The 16,808-nt window shown below is 43.6% G+C and carries 19 protein-coding genes; 3 read left to right on the top strand and 16 right to left on the bottom strand.

Annotated elements, in window-relative coordinates; all coding sequences use genetic code 11:
• Window positions 1–141 precede the first annotated feature (141 nt).
• The 3 genes from COD92_RS21215 to COD92_RS21225 all read right to left on the bottom strand — a co-directional run bounded on the left by COD92_RS21215 (window position 142) and on the right by COD92_RS21225 (window position 2,560).
• Window positions 142–645 (bottom strand): YwgA family protein, encoded by a 504-nt coding sequence (locus COD92_RS21215; RefSeq protein WP_098527858.1) that lies wholly within the window; start codon window positions 643–645, stop codon window positions 142–144.
• A 104-nt stretch (window positions 646–749) separates the two neighbouring features.
• Window positions 750–2,045, bottom strand: a complete 1,296-nt coding sequence (locus COD92_RS21220; protein ID WP_098527726.1) for an HD domain-containing protein — start codon at window positions 2,043–2,045, stop codon at window positions 750–752.
• A 293-nt stretch (window positions 2,046–2,338) separates the two neighbouring features.
• Complete coding sequence (locus COD92_RS21225) at window positions 2,339–2,560, bottom strand: YuzB family protein (RefSeq protein WP_007087472.1); 222 nt, start codon at window positions 2,558–2,560, stop codon at window positions 2,339–2,341.
• Window positions 2,561–2,884: 324 nt separating this feature from the next.
• On the opposite strand from COD92_RS21225, the gene COD92_RS21230 reads away from it, so the two are divergent.
• A complete protein-coding gene (locus tag COD92_RS21230) occupies window positions 2,885–3,655 on the top strand; it encodes an RsfA family transcriptional regulator (protein WP_098527725.1) in 771 nt (256 codons plus the stop codon).
• 123 nt (window positions 3,656–3,778) lie between these two features.
• On the opposite strand, the gene lipL is transcribed toward COD92_RS21230, so the two are convergent.
• Window positions 3,779–4,624 carry an octanoyl-[GcvH]:protein N-octanoyltransferase gene (gene lipL / locus COD92_RS21235; protein ID WP_098527724.1) on the bottom strand — a complete coding sequence of 282 codons (846 nt, stop codon included), beginning with the start codon at window positions 4,622–4,624 and terminating at the stop codon, window positions 3,779–3,781.
• A 234-nt stretch (window positions 4,625–4,858) separates the two neighbouring features.
• Window positions 4,859–5,830 (bottom strand): phosphate acetyltransferase, encoded by a 972-nt coding sequence (gene pta / locus COD92_RS21240; RefSeq protein ID WP_098527723.1) that lies wholly within the window; start codon window positions 5,828–5,830, stop codon window positions 4,859–4,861.
• Between the two features lie 259 nt (window positions 5,831–6,089).
• Here pta and hemQ point away from each other — a divergent pair, with 259 nt between their 5' ends.
• Together hemQ and gerQ are read left to right on the top strand one after the other, a co-directional pair.
• Complete coding sequence (hemQ, locus tag COD92_RS21245) at window positions 6,090–6,833, top strand: hydrogen peroxide-dependent heme synthase (RefSeq protein WP_098527722.1); 744 nt, start codon at window positions 6,090–6,092, stop codon at window positions 6,831–6,833.
• A gap of 329 nt (window positions 6,834–7,162) precedes the next feature.
• On the top strand, window positions 7,163–7,636 hold the full coding sequence (gene gerQ / locus COD92_RS21250) for a spore coat protein GerQ (RefSeq protein WP_098527721.1): 474 nt from the start codon (window positions 7,163–7,165) through the stop codon (window positions 7,634–7,636).
• A gap of 69 nt (window positions 7,637–7,705) precedes the next feature.
• Here the strand turns inward: gerQ and COD92_RS21255 are convergent, their stop codons facing one another.
• The 11 genes from COD92_RS21255 to COD92_RS21310 form a co-directional block, all read right to left on the bottom strand.
• Complete coding sequence (locus tag COD92_RS21255) at window positions 7,706–8,077, bottom strand: DUF423 domain-containing protein (protein WP_098527720.1); 372 nt, start codon at window positions 8,075–8,077, stop codon at window positions 7,706–7,708.
• A 17-nt stretch (window positions 8,078–8,094) separates the two neighbouring features.
• The gene (locus COD92_RS21260; RefSeq protein ID WP_098527719.1) at window positions 8,095–8,403 is read right to left on the bottom strand and encodes a YwdI family protein; all 309 of its coding nucleotides are present in this window, start codon (window positions 8,401–8,403) and stop codon (window positions 8,095–8,097) included.
• 308 nt (window positions 8,404–8,711) lie between these two features.
• Entirely contained in the window at window positions 8,712–9,731 is a 1,020-nt protein-coding gene (locus COD92_RS21270) for a thiazole biosynthesis adenylyltransferase ThiF (RefSeq protein WP_098527717.1), read from the bottom strand.
• A gap of 73 nt (window positions 9,732–9,804) precedes the next feature.
• On the bottom strand, window positions 9,805–10,038 hold the full coding sequence (gene moaD / locus COD92_RS21275; RefSeq protein WP_098527716.1) for a molybdopterin converting factor subunit 1: 234 nt from the start codon (window positions 10,036–10,038) through the stop codon (window positions 9,805–9,807).
• The gene (locus COD92_RS21280) at window positions 10,031–10,498 is read right to left on the bottom strand and encodes a molybdenum cofactor biosynthesis protein MoaE (RefSeq protein WP_098527715.1); all 468 of its coding nucleotides are present in this window, start codon (window positions 10,496–10,498) and stop codon (window positions 10,031–10,033) included. Before COD92_RS21280 ends, moaD begins: the two co-directional genes overlap by 8 nt.
• A complete protein-coding gene (locus tag COD92_RS21285; protein ID WP_098527714.1) occupies window positions 10,495–12,432 on the bottom strand; it encodes a molybdopterin biosynthesis protein in 1,938 nt (645 codons plus the stop codon). The genes COD92_RS21280 and COD92_RS21285 overlap by 4 nt, the downstream gene beginning before the upstream one ends.
• A 13-nt stretch (window positions 12,433–12,445) precedes the next feature.
• A complete protein-coding gene (locus COD92_RS21290) occupies window positions 12,446–13,678 on the bottom strand; it encodes a molybdopterin molybdotransferase MoeA (RefSeq protein ID WP_098996510.1) in 1,233 nt (410 codons plus the stop codon).
• A 27-nt stretch (window positions 13,679–13,705) separates the two neighbouring features.
• A complete protein-coding gene (gene mobA, locus COD92_RS21295) occupies window positions 13,706–14,314 on the bottom strand; it encodes a molybdenum cofactor guanylyltransferase (RefSeq protein ID WP_098527712.1) in 609 nt (202 codons plus the stop codon).
• A gap of 11 nt (window positions 14,315–14,325) precedes the next feature.
• Entirely contained in the window at window positions 14,326–15,129 is an 804-nt protein-coding gene (locus tag COD92_RS21300) for a formate dehydrogenase accessory protein FdhE (RefSeq protein ID WP_098527711.1), read from the bottom strand.
• A 148-nt stretch (window positions 15,130–15,277) separates the two neighbouring features.
• The gene (locus COD92_RS21305; protein WP_098527710.1) at window positions 15,278–15,991 is read right to left on the bottom strand and encodes a formate dehydrogenase subunit gamma; all 714 of its coding nucleotides are present in this window, start codon (window positions 15,989–15,991) and stop codon (window positions 15,278–15,280) included.
• Entirely contained in the window at window positions 15,984–16,808 is an 825-nt protein-coding gene (locus COD92_RS21310) for a 4Fe-4S dicluster domain-containing protein (protein WP_098527709.1), read from the bottom strand. The genes COD92_RS21305 and COD92_RS21310 overlap by 8 nt, the downstream gene beginning before the upstream one ends.

The following is a 16,808-nucleotide window of genomic DNA, read 5'->3' on the forward strand; positions in this document are numbered from 1 at the left end:
CAGACACAGTGTACTTAGTAGAAATAGGAGCAACGGTGACAGGCACCATGTGAAATTTTCACAATATCGCTTCTTCTATCCACCAAAAAAACCGCCTGGGTTCGGTCTTCATCATGACCTGAACCCGGCGGTTTTTGAATTTTATTGAACTTTACCTTTTAGGGTTTCAATGTATTGATAGGCCTCATCAATTTCATCTATTGTGTAGCGCTGACTTGCCTTTAAAGTGAACACTTTATCGGCAACCTCTTCTTTTGTGAGATTATCAAAATACAAAACGGTTGAAACTAGTTCGAGGAATCTAGCATTTTGCTCGTTCATATCAATAAAGCAATCCTCTAAATACGGCATCTCCACTTCATTTAAGCTTAAAAACTCTTTCCCCGAGTCTGTCAGCGTATAGCGATATTGGTAGTATCCGCCCTTCTTCTCTTTTACCTCATTTAAAAATCCCATATTACAAAGTTCTTCTACTCTGGTCGTTAGTTCCTCTGAATAGGGACCATAAAAGTGAAACTGGAACCGCTCCTGAAAAGGGAAATCTACCTTCTTCGCTATATATATCATCTTCTGCAGCTTTTTTCTCCCAGTAATCTCACCAGAAACCAAAATCGCCTGCATCAGCTTAGCATGATCTTTTAACAACATTCGTCATCTCCTACTCCATCTAAACAGATCTCTATCGGTGTCAGGCACCATTTCTCATATTTTTACTATGCTAAGATCTCTAATGGTGTCAGGCACCATTTCTATTCCAATAGGGCACGTATTTGCTTTTTAAGTTCACTTTGGTTGGAATCGTCTTCTAGGAAGTCAGCCGGGTAATAGAGTTTATGGTCCGTTCTCCTCTTTCCGGAAATGGCATCGACGATTTCTGATTCACGGGAAAGCTCTCGTAATTCCCCATTTTTCATTAACAAATGAATCGGCAGCCGTTCTTCCTCCTCGCCTGGACGATAGAAGTCATAAGGCAAGTCCGATGATGAATCAACCACCAAATAATAGTCAGGGTCAATCCCTGCTTTTTCAAATAAAACGGTTAATTCAGCAAGTTTTTTATATTCCTTAGCAGGGTCAAATTCCGCATACTTAAATAGATTGCGGTTAACAAAGCGGCGGCAAAGGTCGCTTATTATCGGATCCTGCTCTTCCTGCCAGATCTGAAAATAATAAAAACACACAGACTCATCCAATTTTAGATAGTCTTCTAATGTCACTTGCTCTTTGAACAACGATGTGAAGTGGATCGGCTCAAGCTTAAAAGAGTAGTTATTCTCATATAAATACTTGGCGCGGTGAAGGATTTTCGTTAAAATCACTTCCGCACTGCGGGAGACAGGATGGAAATATACCTGCCAGTACATCTGATAGCGGCTCATAATATAGTCCTCAACCGCATGCATGCCGCTCTTTTTAATCACGACCTGCTCTTCTCTTGGGCGCATTACCCGTAAAATCCGTTCCATATCAAATTGACCGTAGCTGACACCGGTAAAATAGGCATCCCGCTGTAGATAATCCATCCGGTCGGCATCAATCTGACTGGAAATCATACTGACAACCAGCTTTTTCGCAGAGGTTTTGGCTATGACCTCAGCAACCTGAGTCGAAAAATCAGGGCTAACCCTTTGAAGAACCTTATTGACTTCTGTATTTCCTAAAATGATGGCACGGGTTAAGTCTTCATGGTCAAAATCAAATACTTTTTCAAAGGAGTGGGAAAATGGGCCATGCCCAAGGTCGTGGAGAAGCGCCGCGCATAGTGTGAGCAAGCGTTCGTCATCGTTCCATTCCGGTCTGCCGGCAAAGACATCGTCTATCATACGGCGGACAATCTCATAAACTCCGAGAGAATGGTTAAATCTGCTGTGTTCTGCACCGTGAAAGGTTAAAAAAGTCGTTCCGAGCTGCTTAATCCGGCGCAGACGCTGAAATTCTTTTGTTCCGATTAGATCCCAAATCACTCGGTCTCGGACATGGACATAGCGATGAACGGGGTCTTTAAACACTTTTTCTTCCGTTAACTTTTCAGCCGAATATTGCATGGAATACCCTCTTCCTCAAAACAAATGCTAACTTTCCTACTGCCAATCGGCCAGTGAAATCATTATTCCTATTATATACCAAAAACCAACAAAATTCCGCAGGATTTTTCGACATCAATAGGTGTCAGGCACCATTTACAATACACAGAGATTACCAATGGTGACAGGCACTATTTCTACTATTAACGGGTGATAAAGGGTGTCAGGCACTATCACTAAAAAGAAAAAATCACCTGTGGTCTAGGGGGACGTAGGTGATTATCTTATTCTTGATCTATTCTTCAGCCGCAGCTTTACTTAATCTTTTTATTTACCTTCTCCATTAATTCCTCTTCTGTTAATGCAGCAACAGGGCGGTTGTTAACGAAGGCAAAAGTCTTTTTCCGACCGGGGCCGCAATAGGATTGGCAGCCAATTTTGATTTCCGCATCCGGGTCAATTTCTTTCAAACGAGGGATCAATGTCTTTAAATTAACGGCCTGGCAATCATCGCAAACGCGAAATTCATTGGACATTTCATCCACCCCTTTCTATCGGCAATCTATTATCTACTCACTATTTTATCCAATTAACACCATTAGTAATTTGCCAAATACAATTATCTTACAAATCGTCTAACTCCATAGGTCATTTTACAGGTTCTTTTTTTTCAATGCAAGCTGAAATCATTAGCAACTCTTGTCAAACACTCTTGAATCTTTTAGTTAAAAAATCTACTATCCTTGTATTCATTTTGGTATAAACCCTGAAAAACTTGTCCATCCTAAGACTAGAACTTTAAAATATCGTCAGTCAATGGAGCTGACAAATTGGTAAATTCATTTAGGGAGTTGAAAAATATGAAAGTTCGTCAAGATGCATGGACAGATGAAAATGACTTACTTTTAGCTGAAACCGTTCTTCGTCATGTAAGAGAAGGCAGCACCCAGCTAAATGCTTTCGAGGAGGTAGGGGATAAACTTAACCGCACCTCAGCAGCCTGTGGCTTCAGATGGAACGCAGTCGTCCGCCATCGCTATGAAAAAGCATTGCAATTAGCGAAAAAGCAACGCAAACAAAGACAAAGAGTGTTAGGCAAAGATCAAGGCGGCAAGAAAAAGCTGCTCTACAATCCACCAGTTCCTGCTACAGATGAAATAGAAACACTAGCACCACTGCATGTGGAAATGCCGATGGAAACAACCATTGACATGCCGGAAATGTCAGATATGCAAGATATGCAGACAGAAATCGCTGCTGAAACCTATGTAAAACCGACTGCACCTGCAGTACCAAGCTATCGAACCACAGCTCCAACTGGAGGACTTTCTCTTGATGCCGTTATCTCTTATTTACAAAACTTTCATCATGCCAATCTGCAAAATGAAGCACTAAAAAGTGAGAATGAAAGATTGAAAAGAGAAATTGCTGAGTTAAGAAAGCAAAACGAGGAAATGGCCGCGAAGATCGAAGGGCTGGAGCAGAATACTGAAACCATTCAGGAAGATTACGAGACGCTGATGAAAATCATGAATCGTGCCCGTAAACTTGTATTATTTGAAGAAGAGGAAAGACCCGCTACTAAATTCAAAATGGACCGTAACGGCAACCTCGAAAAAGTAGCCGAGTAAACATCTTTCCAGAAAATTATTGGGAGAAGAGGCAAAGCGCAGCAGCACTTAATATAGAAAGCCGTAAATCTATCGAAAAGATTTGCGGCTTTTTTATTAAGGAAATTTCCCATTAACGCTAGATTAACCTTTTAAATTCACCATTTCAGCAATTTTTTCATTTCGGTCAACGACACGTTGATAGTATCCCGGAAACAAACTTAGTTCGAACTCATTCAGCTGCCCAGCATACAAATAATCACTATTCGTTTTTAACTGCTTAAGTAACCGCAGCATCACATCGGAGATCGTCAATTCAACACCGAATAATTCCGACAGCGAGGCCATCACCGCAGGAACAACCTCCGGATAAACAAATTTCGTTTCTACCTCTTTTTTGGCAAGCTGGTAAAATCCCCTTACCATTTCAGCCCGCTTTGAGCCGCTCCCAGTGACGCACAAATAAATCTGCACCGCTACTCCACGTTTTAAACGCCGCTGCGAGATCCCGGCAAACTTTTTCCCGCCGATACTTAGGTCATAACTTCCCGGGCAATAAGAGCCAACAATTTCCCGGGCCTCAATCGGCTGCGGAAAATCGGCAAACATCTGTTGGATCAGCTGCCACATGACATCATAGCCGCGATTGATATCAATCCCTTTTTCAACCTCTGGAAAAATTAACGAAATATTGAGGACCCCCTCATCAAGCACAACCGCTAACCCCCCGGAATTCCGGACAATCGGCTGATAGCCCTGAGCAGTCAAAAATTGAATGCCCTCCTGTAAAAATGGCAATCTCGTATCCTGTATCCCTAATACCACCGTATTATGGTGCACCCACGTTCGCGCCGTTGCCGGTGCCTTGCCTGCACCCACAGACGCGCATAATGTATCATCCGTTCCAAAAGATTGTAATGCTTGAAAATGGATCCCAACCGCCGACTGGTCGATGATCCGCCATTCGTGCTGGCGCAGTAAACCTTCCATTTTTGTAACTCCTTAATGGTTTAATAGGCTTATTTTATCAAAAATAAGGGAATTTAAACAGCCTGGCCAGGACAAAAGCGCAAGCGCCTTGAACAGCCCCGACAAGCATAAGACGNNTAGGCGCTGAAGCTGGACGTCGACAGTCCTTTTATTAACAGTTATCCACAAGCGAAAATTTTATAATTTTCTAAACGAAAAAAGAGCCAGCCCTATCTAGGACCAGCCCATTCTTTATTATAATCCTTGTGCAGCCGTAATTAACGCAAGCTTGTATACATCTTCTTCGTTACAACCGCGGGATAGATCGTTTACCGGTGCATTTAAACCTTGTAAAATCGGACCTACCGCTTCAAATCCGCCTAAACGCTGTGCAATTTTATAACCGATGTTTCCTGCTTCAAGGCTTGGGAAAATAAACACGTTGGCATCCCCTTGTAGCACAGAACCAGGTGCCTTGCTTTTTGCAACAGAAGGAACAAACGCTGCATCAAACTGGAATTCTCCGTCCAATACAAGCGATGCATCGCGGCGTTTTGCTTCTGCCACTGCCTCCGCGACACGCTCAGTTTCCGGTGATTTAGCTGAGCCTTTTGTAGAAAAACTTAACATCGCAATCCGCGGCTCGATATCAAACATTTCCGCTGTTTTCGCACTCTCAATCGCAATCTCCGCTAAATCATTGCTATCTGGAGCAATATTAATCGCACAATCTGCAAATACATATTTCTCATCTTCACGAACCATGATGAACACACCAGACGTTTTCTTCACGCCTGCTTTAGTTTTAATAATCTGCAGCGCAGGGCGAACCGTATCAGCCGTAGAATGAGCCGCACCGCTGACAAGACCGTGTGCTTTATTTAAATAAACAAGCATGGTGCCAAAATAATTTTCGTCCAGCAAAATTTTGCGGGCATCCTCTTCCGTTGCCTTTCCTTTGCGGCGGTCAACGAATGCAGCTACTAACTCGTCCATTCCTGCATATGTAGCAGGGTCATAAATTTCTGCAGACTCTAAAGAAACGCCAACCTCGTTTGCCTTTGCCTGCACTTGTTCAATGTTCCCTACCAAAATAGGTGTAATTAAATTTTCTTCAGCCAAACGGCTGGCTGCACGAATAATCCGTTCATCTAATCCCTCTGGAAAAACAATCCGCAAATTGCGGCCAGAAATCTTTTGTTTTAAACCTTCAAATAAATCACTCACGACAATATCCTCCCTTAGAAAAACTACCTCTTCTAGCATACTTTACCAAGGTGAAATTTCAAGCAATGTACGTCACAGGTAGCGGTTTCATTAAAAAGTTTTTGTTTTCAAAAAATTACACTCTCACTCTTACTATTTACCCTTTTTTATAAAAATATCCACTTCTCTACATTTAGGGTTTTATTAAGGCGGCACTTGGTCAAACTATGATATAGTTAAGATTGGAAATAAGAAGAATGATTATTTAGGAGTGATTATAATGAGTGAAGCAGCACAAACGCTTGATGGCTGGTATTGCCTTCATGATTTCCGTACCGTTGATTGGACAACTTGGAAAATGCTTCCGAGTGATGAGCGCGAGGCCGCCATTCACGAGTTTTTAAGTCTTGTTGAAAACTGGAACGAGACACAAGCACGCAAAGAGGGCAGCCATGCTTTATATACAATCGTCGGTCAAAAGGCTGATTTTATGATGATGATCCTTCGTCCAACGATGGAGGAACTAAACGAAATCGAAACCCAATTCAATAAAACAAAATTAGCAGAGTTTACGATTCCTGCTCATTCCTATGTATCCGTTGTTGAACTGAGCAACTATCTGCCAGCAGGTGAGGACCCATACCAAAATCCACAAATCCTTGCACGCCTTTACCCAACATTGCCAAAAGCAAAGCATGTCTGCTTCTACCCAATGGACAAGCGCCGTCAAGGCAATGATAACTGGTACATGCTGCCGATGGAAGAGCGCCGCAGCTTGATGCGCAGCCACGGTATGATCGGACGTACATATGCTGGCAAAGTAAAACAAATCATCACCGGTTCTGTTGGTTTCGACGATTACGAATGGGGTGTTACCCTCTTCGCAGAAGACGTGCTCCAATTTAAAAAGCTCGTCTACGAAATGCGTTTTGATGAAGTCAGCGCCCGTTATGGCGAATTTGGTGCCTTCTTCGTTGGCAATCTGCTAGAGGAAGAACGCGTACCAAGATTCCTTCACGTTTAAATTAGAAAACTTCAGTGCCTTGATTAGACACTGAAGCTAGACTGTTACCGAGGTTCAATAATTATATTTTTTAAAAAGTTCTCGAGGCTTTGGCTTCGAGAACTTTTTTCTGTTTTAAACAGCAGTTCATTCAGTCATAATTCAATCTTTTTTCTCATACTTATTAAACAGCGAGTCTCAAGATTAAGCTCCGAAAGTCTCATCAAAAAGAGGTGAGAAAAGAGCCAAAAAAACTGTCACGATTTTGGGTTCAAAGGAGTATGAATAGAATTGTTAGGTCATTCGTCTATCCACAATACTATTGAATGAGTTTTATAGGAGGGAAAAAGATGAGCCAATATTACAATCCACAAGGATTCCAGCCTTATACAGGGGCGGCCGGCCAGCAGGGTGCACAGCCAATCGCAGGCGGTCAAGGTTTCATGCCTGGTCAACAAGGTTTTCCACAATTTCCGCCGGCAGGAGCCGGAAGTGTTCCAACAGCACCGCCCCAAGGCGCTGCAGCAGCACCTGGCATGCTGCCAATCGAACAGTCATACATTGAAAATATTCTCCGCTTGAACAAAGGAAAATTAGTAAGTGTTTTTGCAACCTTTGAAGGAAACAATCAATGGAATGCCAAAGAATTTAAAGGAATCATTGAAGCAGCTGGTCGGGACCACGTGATTTTAAGCGATCCGCAAGTCGGCACACGATACCTCATACCAATGGTAGCTGTCGACTATATTACCTTCTCCGAAGAAATAGAATATGAATATCCATACGGTGCCGGACCTTCTTTAGGAACATACCCGCCAAGATAAATAGAACAGGCGCGGGAAGCTGGATAATAAAACAGGCATTGGGGCTTTCCCCAATGCCTGTTTTTCCTATTAAAAGTTCTTTACTGCTCCAACGATCATTAACACCCAAGCTGCCAAAAAGCAAACTCCGCCAATCGGTGTAATCGCTCCTAAAACTCCAACCTTTGTTAAGCTTAAAAGATACAAGCTGCCGCTGAAGAAAATAATCCCCACGAGCATTAACCACCCGGACCAATTAAAAAGGGAGCTCATTGGCACTTTGCCGAGAAGCAGCGCAATAATAAGAATTCCGGTGGCATGGAACATTTGATACGTAACACCCGTTTTCCAAATCTCTAAATAATGGGCATCCAGTCTGTCCTTTAGACCATGTGCACCGAATGCTCCGAGCGCCACCGCCAAAAAGGCGTTAATGGCCCCAACAATAATAAATGCTTTCATATCAAAATTCCCCCATCTTAAAAATCAAATAGTGAATCTCCGTTTGCCTCATCATCCATTTCGATCTTTTTATGCTGCTGTATGGACGGGCCTTGCTGAAATACTTGTTGATTCATTAATGGCTGTTGATAAACCTGCTGTGGGATTACCGGCTGAGCTGTTGCTGCAGCAGGCTTCACACTCACCTGCTTTTCATCTAGTATGAGTTCGCATAATATTTTAATAGAGTAAATCTTTTCCCGCAAGTTTTCTTCCTTTGCGCTTGTTTTTGCTAATCTTAATTCCTCTTCTATTTTGGCCAGTAATTTCTCAACAGATATATTCATGTGCGACACCTCTAAGTTCAATCTCATATTTATTCTACATGATTATCGGCTATTTTACGAAAAAATAGACCTTATCCGCTATTCGACATGTTTCACGTGAAACATGTCATATTCTAGGTTGAATATCCACCCCTTGAGGGCAATTAAGAAACCAAATACCATATTTTGTAGAATAAGTTGGGGGTTTTGTAGAATCACTAGTTCCTGGCGTAGAATTATGCCTGCTTTTGTAGAATCCAACCTTATTTTTGTAGAATTCCCTGTCAAACCACTTTAAAACCCGAACCATTCCTGGTCCGGGCTCCCTTTTAACCTAATATTCTTTGATAGATTGACTTGGCGTGGATCAAATCTTTTGTTCCGTGGATGAGCGCGCGGCCATCTTGAAAAATAACCATCCGTTCCGCGCCCATTTCAACCGATATCAAGTATGGATTGCCTTTAACTTGGTAACCTAGCTGACTTAGCTGTCCCGCAAGCTTCTCGAGCGAAACATCTCCATAACTAGACGGCCGGATCTGCACGGTGTCGCGGCCGCACAGGACGGAGGTCTTTGTCATGTTTTCTTGGTCCAAATAAGGATAGGACCGCTCCTCGCCGCACGACAAGCAGCCGTGAAATTTAGCTTTGGACATTTTTAGGCTTGTGTATTGATTCCGCCATAAATCAAAGCTGACAAAGGTGGTCCGGACTGCTTCCCAGTCCTCGACCAGCATCTTCAAAGCCTCAGCGGTTTGGTGGGCGATGACCATTTGCACAGCGGGCGATATAATTCCTCCCGTATCGCAAGTCATTCCCTGAAGCGGGATGGTCCGCAGTAAACAATTCAAACATGGAGTTTTCCCGGGAATAATCGAAAAACTCATCCCAAAGCTGCCGACGCAGGCACCATAAATCCACGGAATATTGTATTTCTGGGAAACATCGTTCATAACCATCCGGGTTTCAAAATTATCGGTCGCATCCATCATCAAATCAATACCAGCAACCAATTCTTCCAGCAGCTCCGGGGTAGCGTCGCCGATTATTCCCTGTATCTCTACATCTGAGTTAATTGCCCGGAGCCGTTTTTCCGCTGCAGCCGCTTTTGGCAGTTTTTCCGCTACATCCTCTTCGGTATACAGTTGTTGACGCTGAAGATTGCTCTCTTCCACATAATCTCTGTCAACGATGGTTATTTTTCCGACCCCAGCCCGTGTCAACACCTCGGCGCTCCCAGAGCCTAAGGCCCCTGCCCCAATGATGAGGACATGCTTTTGACTAATCTTTTTTTGCCCTTCCTTGCCGATTCCAGAAAAAAGGACCTGCCGTGAATAGCGCTCGTTCATAAAATCTCCCCCCAATCGATAAGAAAAACTCGCCTTACTTGGCGAGTTTCATTTTAGTTGAGCTGGTTTTACATCAACCGCCGCTTACCGGTGGAATAAAAGCAACCTCATCGCCTTCACGAATCACCTCATCATTTGAGGCAAACTCCTCATTAATAGCGGTCATCACGGTGTCCATCCGCGGCAAATCATATTTAGCCGCTAATTCCGCTTTCAATTCAGCAACCGTTTTTCCAGCTGCCTCTAGCGACAAAAACTCTTCACCAACAACATCACGCAAATGCGCAAAAAACAAGACCTTATTCATCTAAATCACCCGCCTCCGGTTTACCGCTCGGATACGCAACCGTTTCAAGCTGATTGCCCATCCACTCTTCGCCATCCTCCCAATGTTCCTTCTTCCAGATCGGGACGATTTCTTTAATTCGTTCAATCGCATAGCGGTTAGCTTCATAAGCATCAGCGCGGTGCGGCGTCGAAACGGCAATCACGACCGCCACATCGGTAATATCTAAACGGCCGACACGGTGCGTAATCGCCACCTTACAGCCTTCCCAGCGTTCCTCTATTTCCCGGCCAATCTGCTCCAGCTTCTTAACAGCCATCGCTTCATATGCCTCATAGATCAAAAACAAGGTTTTCTTGCCCTTCGTAAGTTCCCGGACGGTCCCGATAAAGGTTGTAATCGCACCGGCTTCACGTTGGATTACTTTATCAATCACCGCTTGAATATCAATCGGTTCCTTTGAGATTTCATACAGCTTCATTCTTTCACCTCTTCTGTTAAACGCTTAGGCACGGCGTTCTCCACCACTTGGTAGCCGCCAATCTTCTCGACCTGTTCTTTAAAGACAGGTGATTGGATGAGCTTTATAAGCTGCCGGCCGCTGTCACTTTCAAAAAACTCTAGTTTCATCAATAAATCATATTCTTCATCGGCAACGGGAATAAAATCTAACCCCATCGCCTTTGCTGCTGGATAAATTCCTAATCCTGCAACAGACACATCACCCTTCACTTCCGCCGCCACTGCTAGATGCGAAAACATCTCGCGCTCATAGCCAGTAATCTCCTCAGCAGTAAGGCCTGCCTCATCTAAAAGTAAATCAAACAAAATGCGGGTACCAGCTCCTTTTTGCCGGTTTACAAAGTTGGCGTCAGTCCGAACTAAGTCTGTGACGGATTCAATTCCAAGCGGATTTCCCTGTGGCAGAATCCAGCCTTGCTTCCTTTTTAAAAAAGGATATAAAACAACATCTTGACCTGCCAAAAATTTATTTACATAAGATATATTGTACTGTTTTGTACTTGGGTCTAGCAAATGAATCCCCGCTACGTGGGCCTCACCTTTTCGAATCGCCATGATGCCAGCCATACTGCCGACATGGGAGGAGACGATTTTCATCTCTGTCCGTTCACGCTTCAGCTGAGATGATAACAAATCGATGGTTAGGTCATGGCTGCCGTTGAACACTATTGCTTTCTTGATTTCTTCAAGCGGTCGTAATAATTCGACCTCGGCAGTATCTCCCTGTTCATAACCGCTGATATGAGGCGGAACAATTAACAGGCCGTCTGCTCTGACATAGGACATGGTGACCCCTGCTGCCCGTGTGAGCGGGTTGGCCACAAATTGTCCATTCACATAGCCGATATTCATTCGGATAAAATCCTCTGCCCCCATCGACGAAACGATACGGCGGCCAAGCTTGACCATTACCGTTTGCCGCTTAGGAACAGGAATACCTAAATACTTACAGATTAAAGGCTGGACAAACCATTCATGCGCCAAATAAGCTGACACCGGATAGCCCGGAACACCGACAACGATTTTTCCGTTTATTTTCCCTAAAATAACAGGTTTGCCAGGCCTTGCTGCGACCCCATGGGTAAACACTTCGCCAATTTCAGCAATGATGTGGACGGTAAAGTCCTTTCGTCCTGCCGAAGATCCGGCATTAATGACAATGATATCGGAGGTTTCCGCTGCTTCCAATAGGACTTCCTTAATTTTTTCAGGCTCGTCCTTAACGATGCTAAGGAGACGCGGCTCGCCTCCCCAATCCTTCACAAATCCGGAAAAAACCGTGCCGTTAAACTCGATAATTTTCCCAGGTGCTAATTCAGAATGGGCCTCAACCAGTTCATTCCCCGTTGGAATAATCGTGACAACCGGTTTCTTAACAACTGGTACCGTCAGCTGCTGTGCCGCCAACAACACGCCTAAATCAGCTGGTCTTAACAAATGGCCTTGCGGAAACAGCATCTCTTCCTGCACAATATCCTCGCCAATCGGGCGGATATGCTGCCATGGGGTGGCCGGTTCAATAATTTCAATTGTTTCTTCGTCAACGATATGAACATGCTCAATCATAATCACCGCATTAAAGGGTGCAGGAATCGCATTGCCCGTATCGACAAAACAAAATTGTTCACCAATCTTAAGGTATTGAGGATTTTGTTCGTGTGCCTGGTAGGTGCTTTCTGCTATAACAGCAATCCCATCCATTGCGGAGGCATGGTAGTGCGGCATGGATACATGTGCAAAAATTGGCTCGGCGGTCACACGGCCTAATGTCTCAACCGCTGGAATCATTTCCATTTCAGAGGTCTGCAGAAAAGCTGCAAGAATCTCATCTCTTGCTTCCGCCCGGGGTTTATCTTCTAAATAAATTTTACGTTGATATTGTTTTTGTTCCATTGATTAAGACCCCTTACCTTGATGGAATCACAGGAATCCATTCACCCTGTGAAACTCCTTCTTTTTCTGAACTAATCTCGACGAGACAATCGCTTTTTACCAATGTGGTAATCAAGCCGGATTTTCCGATAATCGGCTCAGCCCACCATTCGCCCTCTTTTTCAAACAGACGGGCGCGGATGTAATCGGCCCGGCCCATGGAGGATGGGATATTTTTTGTTATTTTTGCAAATATCCGCTCCGGTTTACGGTCGCACTTTTCTCCTTTTAGCTTGCGGAGGACCCGTTCACCGAACAATTTAAAAATAATCATCGCGCTGGCAGGATGTCCAGGCAGACCAATGACAGGCTTTCCATTTGCTAACGCCAGAATAGTAGGTTTTCCCGGTTTAATGCTTACTCCGTGGACGAATACTCCCGGATCACCTAACGATTGAATGACATCTGTTGTATAGTCCTTCGCTCCAACAGAACTGCCCCCCGAAAGGATTAAACAATCGGCCTCATCATATAGAGCGCGGGCACGCTCTTGAAACTCGTCAAAATCGTCACGGACAATCCCGCCGTACACAACCTCCACATTCCACTCCCGGGCTAGTCCTGCGATAGTTAGATAGTTAATATCGCGGATTTGCCCTTCTCGCAATGTTTCAGTTTGGTAAGGGACAATTTCATCACCGGAAGACAGATATCCGACCTTTAATTTTCTAAAGACCGTCACATGTGTAATACCTAAGGAGGCAAGAGCGCCTAATTCCTGCGGCCTAAGCTTAGTACCGCGGCCTAGAAGGATCTCCCCTTCTCGAATATCTTCACCCGCCCGAATCACATTTTCACCGGGTGCAATCTGCCTGTATGTATTGAGGAGCGTATCGACATCCTCACAGTGTTCAATCATGATAACGCTGTCACTACCCTTTGGGAGCATGCCTCCAGTCGGCACATAAACGGCAGTTCCTTGGGTTACTTCCGCTGTTGGGACCTCGCCCATTTTCACCTCACCAGCAACAGTCAAAAAGCCGGGCATGGATTCTGAGGAACCATATGTATCTTTCGCACGGACGGCGTAGCCATCAACAGTCGAGCGGTCAAAACTCGGCACATTTTCCTTGGCAGTCACCGGACTCGCTAAAATATAATGAAGGGCACGAGAGAGCTCTCTAATCTCTGTTTGCTCGATTGCCGGAATTTTTTCATCTATCAAGGTAAATGTCTCTTCAACTGTTTTGACTTTGAAAAATTGCATGGTTCCCTAACTCCCCCTTAAGTAGTTCTACATGTTTGTAAAATCAGACTCAGCCCACTTTTTGGCCTCTGTATATTCCTCTGGATGGTTCATATTAAAAAAGACTTTAGCTAACTCGATATGACTGTAAGTTTCTAATTCCTTTTCGGTTAGGTACAAAACGTTCAAATGGTCGAGCAAATGTTTCATCCGCAGCTGACCTGCTTTAATCCGTTCCTCCACAATTGTCGCTGCTTGCTTTTTAAAAACAGCAAATAGCGGATGCTGTTTGCCATTAATCACAGGTATGACCGCATCATAGTGCAAGGCATTGTTAACCAAGGCTTCGGCCAGCTCTCCAGAAACAAACGGCATATCACAGGCCACAATAAAATTAACATCGTAGGCTGACGCCATAAGGCCTGCGTGTACTCCGGCGAGAGGCCCCATGCCAGGGTATTGATCCGGGACCATTCGTACACCTAAAAATTCATATTGTTCAGAATCATTCGTTACTAGAATTATATCATCAAAAAGAAGTTTTAGCCTATCTGCTATTCTTTCAATATTCGTTTTTTCATTTATTTTCAGCAAGGCTTTGTTGGTGCCCATCCGGCTGGATTTCCCGCCTGCTAGAATAATGGCTGCAGCTTTCATAAATTACCCTCTCAATGAACGACTTTTTTCTCCCTTACCGGAGAATATCCATTATCTTGAGCAACAATGTCAAGGTGAATGGATAAAAGATCTAATAAAGCAACTGAAGGCTTTGTTATAAATTGTTTTGTATCTATAATTTTAATATAGCCGTTACATTGTTCGCAAACCTGGATTTGCATAGCAGATTCGCCCTCAATTGATAAAAAGTGAATTGTTGTATGGTCTTCATTACCACAGTGTGAGCACTCTAAGCGTTTGGCATGCCAGTGGGCATGACAGCGCGGGCATTGAATGACCTTTTTTCCTTCCTCATCAAGTGTCGCAAGTCTCACCGGCTCAAAACAAACAGGACAGTATTCACTTATATTCATTCTTTCAACTTCTGGCTGAGCCTTTTCTGCAATTAATTGTAGGAAGGGACGGAGAGCAACCTCAGCAAGGAATTGCGGGAGTGATTCTAAGATTTCATGTTCTTCGGCGAATCGCTTAAAATAGGTATAGTCAACAAAAAAGGCCTCTCCAAACCAATTAATTAGGGTTTCTTCCGTTAACAGACTGGGGATTTTTGATAGCTCTAATTCTAATTCGGGTTTAAATTCAATCATCAAATCTATTAATTCCATTATCCACCGTTTGTATCTTGGCATATCCAACTCAAACTCGGCTAATTCAGCTATAGGAGCCCCAGCTTCTGCTTTATCAAAGTTAATTTTGAAGGGCCTCCATTCTATTTGAAGCTTCCATTGTTCTTGAAGCTTGATAATTTCCTTTTGCAGTTCCTGGTATTCATTTGAAACAACGGATTTAATCATCGTTTGCACACCTCTTATATTAAATAGTTTTTGTGAGAAGAAATGGCTGTCTTATATCCGACAGCCATTTCCTTTTCTTAACTTTTATACTTAGTTTACTGTCTATCTGCAGCGCTTAGAGGCTCAAGGCGCTTCCGCTTTTCGATTATTAAGCACCCCGTTTATGCTTAGGATCATCCAAGTTAGGGAAGTTGCCCTTTTTCACTTCTTCATCATACCAATCCTCATAGTGTCCTTTTGCCCACCATGCCGGAACCTTACCTGTTACAACACCGGAATAACCTGGTCTAGAGTGTTTGTGAACAACAGACAGGTAAATGTGTCCGACAATAACCGCAATTCCTAAGCCAAAGCCAATGTTATGAAGGACGTAACCCCATTGAACAAGTGCTCTCGGGAAATATTCAGGAAACCACATCGTAAAGCCTGAAGCGATAACCAAAATTGCACAGAAAATTTGCAAAATGGAGTTAATCTTTTCACCTGCATTAAAGAATGTTTGTCTTATATGCCCAAACTTAAAGCCAAACAATTCTTTGACGAAATTACCGAAAAATTCGAGATCACGCTTTTTCCATGTGACTAATTCTTTCATCCAAAGAAAAAGGAACTTCGGACTAAAAATTAACAAGATGAATGTAGGCGTTATGAACGCTACTGCGAAAATTCGGTGCAATAGCCGTGCCATGGCTGGTCCGCCGAAAACGGGATACAGCCAGTCAAAGAATTCGGTATACATTGGAAGGGCCGTGATGTATAGGGCAAAGAAGGCAATTCCATTAATGGCATGTGCCCAAACAAATGCCTTTGGGAAGCGGCGAATTTGCTCATTAGCTTTCGGATGCTTCTGATTATTACTCATGGCCCTCACCTCCGTCTTCATGACCTTGTGTTTTTTTACTGATAATGGTATTCGTAATAAATGCTCCGACAATTGCCATGGTTGTTGCACCTAGCATCATTTTGCCGACTGGCTGTGCATAGTCTTTCCAAACAACCGCAGAGGTTGGAACCTTAGGGTTTTCCGGAAGGCCATATACACTTGGTTTTTCAGCTAGTAAATAGATCGTATGCGTGCCGCCAACACCCTGCGGATTATAGATATTCGCATTTGGAAAACGGTCTTTCACTTCACTTAAGCGTTTTTGTGCTATGGCAAGCATGTCATCTTTTTTGCCAAACTGCATCGCGTCTGTATGGCAGGTTGTTACACAGGCAGGCTGCAAACCTTCTTCAAGACGATCGGTACACATCGTACACTTTTGAGATTTTTGATATTCTTTACCCTTCTTATCTTTGTAAGTCTTTAATGAGATGACTTCAAATGGACAGTTTTGTACGCAATAGCCGCAGCCTACGCACTTATCATGGTCAATTACAACAGACCCAAATTTTGAGTAGCTGATGGCGTTCTCAGGACATACCTTTTCACAGGCTGCCGTATCACAATGGAAGCAGGATGAGTGACGGAAGAGGTATTCTAAATCGCCTTTTCCGTTTTCATGCTCTACATATTGGAGAACATTCCATGTATCAGCACTAGTCTTTGGATGTGATTGAGCACTTCCTTGGAATGCGGTTACTTCTGCCGGAAGGTCATTCCAGTTTTTACAGGCAACCATACAGGCCTTACAGCCATCACATCTGGTAACGTCAACGTATTTTACGTATTCAGCCAT

The sequence above is a fragment of the Bacillus sp. AFS037270 genome (assembly GCF_002585305.1).

Bases quoted from the DNA above. Each gene is read 5' to 3' on its own strand.
- COD92_RS21310 (WP_098527709.1), bottom strand. From the start codon at position 16,808: ATGGCTGAATACGTAAAATACGTTGACGTTACCAGATGTGATGGCTGT.
- COD92_RS21300 (WP_098527711.1), bottom strand. From the start codon at position 15,129: ATGATTAAATCCGTTGTTTCAAATGAATACCAGGAACTGCAAAAGGAA.
- COD92_RS21230 (WP_098527725.1), top strand. From the start codon at position 2,885: ATGAAAGTTCGTCAAGATGCATGGACAGATGAAAATGACTTACTTTTA.
- COD92_RS21270 (WP_098527717.1), bottom strand. From the start codon at position 9,731: ATGAACGAGCGCTATTCACGGCAGGTCCTTTTTTCTGGAATCGGCAAG.
- COD92_RS21290 (WP_098996510.1), bottom strand. From the start codon at position 13,678: ATGCAATTTTTCAAAGTCAAAACAGTTGAAGAGACATTTACCTTGATA.
- COD92_RS21285 (WP_098527714.1), bottom strand. From the start codon at position 12,432: ATGGAACAAAAACAATATCAACGTAAAATTTATTTAGAAGATAAACCC.
- COD92_RS21220 (WP_098527726.1), bottom strand. From the start codon at position 2,045: ATGCAATATTCGGCTGAAAAGTTAACGGAAGAAAAAGTGTTTAAAGAC.
- COD92_RS21305 (WP_098527710.1), bottom strand. From the start codon at position 15,991: ATGAGTAATAATCAGAAGCATCCGAAAGCTAATGAGCAAATTCGCCGC.
- COD92_RS21225 (WP_007087472.1), bottom strand. From the start codon at position 2,560: ATGTCCAATGAATTTCGCGTTTGCGATGATTGCCAGGCCGTTAATTTA.
- COD92_RS21260 (WP_098527719.1), bottom strand. From the start codon at position 8,403: ATGAATATATCTGTTGAGAAATTACTGGCCAAAATAGAAGAGGAATTA.
- lipL (WP_098527724.1), bottom strand. From the start codon at position 4,624: ATGGAAGGTTTACTGCGCCAGCACGAATGGCGGATCATCGACCAGTCG.
- hemQ (WP_098527722.1), top strand. From the start codon at position 6,090: ATGAGTGAAGCAGCACAAACGCTTGATGGCTGGTATTGCCTTCATGAT.
- COD92_RS21255 (WP_098527720.1), bottom strand. From the start codon at position 8,077: ATGAAAGCATTTATTATTGTTGGGGCCATTAACGCCTTTTTGGCGGTG.
- moaD (WP_098527716.1), bottom strand. From the start codon at position 10,038: ATGAATAAGGTCTTGTTTTTTGCGCATTTGCGTGATGTTGTTGGTGAA.
- mobA (WP_098527712.1), bottom strand. From the start codon at position 14,314: ATGAAAGCTGCAGCCATTATTCTAGCAGGCGGGAAATCCAGCCGGATG.
- gerQ (WP_098527721.1), top strand. From the start codon at position 7,163: ATGAGCCAATATTACAATCCACAAGGATTCCAGCCTTATACAGGGGCG.
- COD92_RS21280 (WP_098527715.1), bottom strand. From the start codon at position 10,498: ATGAAGCTGTATGAAATCTCAAAGGAACCGATTGATATTCAAGCGGTG.